This is a genomic window from Moorena sp. SIO3I6 (genome assembly GCF_010672095.1).
In genome coordinates, this window is the sequence record NZ_JAAHHU010000437.1 from 1 (window position 1) to 3,541 (window position 3,541).

The 3,541-nt window shown below is 43.6% G+C and carries 5 protein-coding genes; 1 reads left to right on the top strand and 4 read right to left on the bottom strand.

Going from position 1 to position 3,541, the window contains the following annotated elements; translation table 11 throughout:
- The 4 genes from sbcD to F6K49_RS37505 form a co-directional block, all read right to left on the bottom strand.
- Positions 1–538, bottom strand: a 538-nt coding sequence (sbcD, locus tag F6K49_RS37490; RefSeq protein WP_293105167.1) for an exonuclease subunit SbcD, incomplete at its 3' end; no start/stop codon positions are given.
- A gap of 125 nt (positions 539–663) precedes the next feature.
- Entirely contained in the window at positions 664–1,200 is a 537-nt protein-coding gene (locus tag F6K49_RS37495) for a transposase (protein ID WP_293105170.1), read from the bottom strand.
- Between the two features lie 82 nt (positions 1,201–1,282).
- Entirely contained in the window at positions 1,283–1,960 is a 678-nt protein-coding gene (locus F6K49_RS37500) for a hypothetical protein (RefSeq protein WP_229415239.1), read from the bottom strand.
- On the bottom strand, positions 1,920–2,525 hold the full coding sequence (locus tag F6K49_RS37505; protein WP_293105173.1) for an IS607 family transposase: 606 nt from the start codon (positions 2,523–2,525) through the stop codon (positions 1,920–1,922). Before F6K49_RS37505 ends, F6K49_RS37500 begins: the two co-directional genes overlap by 41 nt.
- 72 nt (positions 2,526–2,597) lie before the next feature.
- Between F6K49_RS37505 and F6K49_RS37510 the strand changes: the two genes are divergently transcribed.
- On the top strand, positions 2,598–3,541 hold a 944-nt coding region (locus F6K49_RS37510; RefSeq protein ID WP_293105176.1), incomplete at its 3' end, for an Ig-like domain-containing protein.

Consider the following 3,541-nt stretch of genomic DNA (forward strand, 5'->3'; position numbering starts at 1 on the left):
TACGAATTTCTGCTTCTAAGATTGGCTCAAGCCGTGAGATCAGGAGTTGGTTAACCTCGGCTAGGGTTAGACCTTCGGTGTCTGGGCGACTGAGAAGGGTGGAGTTGGTTAGCCACGGTAGAGTAATCACCTGTACCGGACCATTGTCGGTTTGAATCTTATGAGTGGTGATGGTATCTCCTACTACAAATCCAGGCACACCTAAGGTGCGGTAAATGCATAAGCTAGCACCTCCTTGTCCTTGGGAGTGTTGGTCGTGATTTCCTACTAATAAAACTGTAGGAATGTTTGCATCTACTAAGCGACGAAATTGATTGGCAAAGGCTTGTTGAACATAGGGTGGTGGTGTGGCATCGGGAAAGGCATCACCGCCAAAAAGCACTAAATCCACAGGCTCGGTAATAGCTCGGTCAATACATTTAGCTAGGGTATTGACAAAATCTTCTAAACGTGTATTGATTCCAGTAGCAGGGTTGATTCGTCCATGGGAGAAGCCACTACCCATGTGGATGTCAGATAAGTGAAGAATTTTGATCATTAGCCATGATATACAATTTCGATTTGATAGGTGAATATACACTCTGTCAGGGAAAGGCAATAGGCATCCTAGCAATAGGCAATAGGATAAGCCATGTTGCTCAAACGTTGCTAAAAATGTATAGGTTATTCGTCAAGAATTTCAGATAGAGCTTGATGGATGACCTGTTTTTGCTCAGAATCGTATCTGATACTTTTAACCGCGACATCTTCGACATTTAAGACATCTAGTACAACATCACCGACGTGATCGGTAAAGGTGGTATCCCACATCGCCTTGAGGAAAATCCCCACGGCTCCATTGAAATCTCTATGGATTTCATACCCACATTTGGGACATTTAAAATTCTTGGATCCTCCAAGTTTCCTATGGATGTGTCCGCATTTTGTGCAGGTCTTTGAGGTGTATTCCTCAGTTATTCTTACGAGTTTGGAACCGTACCGGTTACACAAATGCCCTAAAGTCTGCGAGAATTGGTAGAATGCCCAACTCATCATCGCGCGAGCAGTTTTACTCCTTAACTTCCTCCTCTTTTTAGCTACCATCTGAGAAGTCTCAAAAGTAGGCAGAACAATAATGTCGTAGTTTCTGGCTAGATAAGACGCTACTTGTTTATGAATCTCAGAACGCAGGTTTTTTATTCTAGTCCGTTGGCGTTCCATGGCTTTCCTGAGCTTGTAACGTAGCCTCTTGAATTTCCTCCCTTTGACTTTGTCATGCTTTGACTTTATTTGGTCGAGATGACTACAAAGCGTGGGCGTACTTGCTAAAATCACCATTTCCGAACTCTAAAAAATCCGAACCATCAAATCCTGTTACGAAAGTGCGGACGCCCGGATCTAAGGCAATAATTTTCTCGGTTATTGTTGGTTCAGTCCTTAGAGGCACAGGGAAGTGAGCAAACCACCTACCTTTGTTGAAGGTCAATTCAGTAGATCCCTTAGTCAGTACACAATAGTTGTGTCCCTTGAATTCTGGTAATGGTAGATGTTTTGTAGACGAAACCATCCAGTGGCCATTTTTATAGGCTGTAGGATCGAACTTTAGAGTAGCGGTTTGATCGCGAATACTCCTAAACCTGGCTAGTTTTCTTCCCCTGTCAGGGTTAAGTTTTCTTTTTTTCCCAATACCAATGTACTGTGGCTGTTTTTTCGTCTCCTTCCAGGCGGTGTAAGCTTCCATTGACGCATTGTCTAAAAGTTTTGATATACCTAGATCAATGCACCATTGAGGAATTAATCCAGAACTTTTTAAAAAAGTCCTAAATCCGTGCTTCCCTCCCTTCTTGGTAGTCTTAACATAGCCTTGTTCTCTGTTTAGATAATCAATAGATATGTTGTAGACCTTTCGAGAGGCGGCAACCCACTTCTTCCAGATCTTCTCAAGTTCCTTTACTGGATAAACTCGGTAACTCGCTGTCATCAAGGATTCGTTTTTTGTACTTCCTGAGTCCATAGAGTCGGCAACTAAAGACGTGGACGATTGCAAGGATATCTTCGACCATTTCCTGTTCTGGGCTGAGGTGCGTTTCGTCGAGAACCAGTATCTTTGTCTCAAATTTGCCGCACAGCCATGAGATAAGATCGAACCCAAAGCGGCAAAGCCGATCTTTGTGGGCAACGACAATAAGCTCGCAAGTGTTGCTGAGAACTCTGTCCAGTAAGGATTGTAGTCCAAATCTTTTGAAGTTGAGTCCTGACCCGATGTCAAAGATGACTTCACAACCGGGGTAACGAGACTTAAGAAAGCGTACTTGTTGTTCAAGGTCACTCTTTTGAGAGCGGCTTGAAACTCTGGCATATAAGATGATGTCTCTTTTTGGTTTGGCTGGTCGAATAGAGACAACTGAATCCAAGTCGTATCTTCTTTGACCTCCCGGCGTCTTGATCCCTTTGATTTTCCCGGCTTCGAGCCATCTTTCGAGAGTTCTCGTTGAAACTCCAAGTCTTTGAGCAGCGACTCTTGGTGGAACATAGTTGACTGACATCGTTCTCCAAAGAGCTACTCTTTAAGTCTAAGGCAAGATGTCGATTAATGTTACGCTTTGTCAGGAGTTTTATTGATCAGGACTCAACTCTCTTTCAAAGATGCTCCCAACTTTGATAATCCTCTTGATCACGATGGTGACAACAAGTACAATTTCAAAGTACAAGTAACTGACTTGGATGGGGCATTTACCGATAAAGATCTCTCGGTGATGGTGAATCCGTTGCCTACCCCGAATTCTCCTCCTGATGCGGTGAATGACAGCGACAGCACCTTTGTTAACACCCCTGTCACTATCAATGCCTTAGCCAATGACTCTGACCCCGATGGGGATGCTATTTCGGTTATTTCCTTGAATGGTCAGTCTATCAGTACTGGTGAAACCATCAATACTAACAATGGTTCGGTCACCTTGCTGGATAATGGACAGTTAGAGTTTACCCCAGATACTGATTTTACTGGTAATGAAAGCTTTACCTACGAGATCAGCGATGGTAACGGTGGTACTGACACGGCTGATATATCAGTGGATGTAACTGCTCCGCCCACTCCGACAGTCACACTTGTGGGTGATTCCAGCATCATGGAAGGTGATTCTGGTAGCTATCACGTTCAAGTTGATACTGTTAGTTCCCAAGATCGCCAAATCACACTCACGATTATGGATGGGACGGCTCATCGATTTGATAACAATAATGAGATTTTCCGTCAAATTGTGAATGGAGCAATTGATGGTAGCTTCTCCTGGGGACGTTATAGAGATGGAACGAATGCATTAGACAATACCACAGTAACCAACTTACGACCTGCTTATATTTCTAGAAGAGACTTTTCCGGCAGAGTGCCTTTAAACACTGTTGGTAGTGGCTTTGCTACACAAGTTGGGTCTAGCGCACAGAATTGGGACTTTAATGTCACCAAGAATGGAGTCCTTAATTTCGGCAACACAATAACAGTTACAATTGCAGCAGGACAAACTAAGTCGGACAGCTTTGAAGTTAATGCAGCACGCGAAGA

Coding starts and splice junctions, on each gene's coding strand:
- F6K49_RS37495 (WP_293105170.1), bottom strand. CDS start 1,200: ATGGAACGCCAACGGACTAGAATAAAAAACCTGCGTTCTGAGATTCAT.
- F6K49_RS37500 (WP_229415239.1), bottom strand. CDS start 1,960: ATGACAGCGAGTTACCGAGTTTATCCAGTAAAGGAACTTGAGAAGATC.
- F6K49_RS37505 (WP_293105173.1), bottom strand. CDS start 2,525: ATGTCAGTCAACTATGTTCCACCAAGAGTCGCTGCTCAAAGACTTGGA.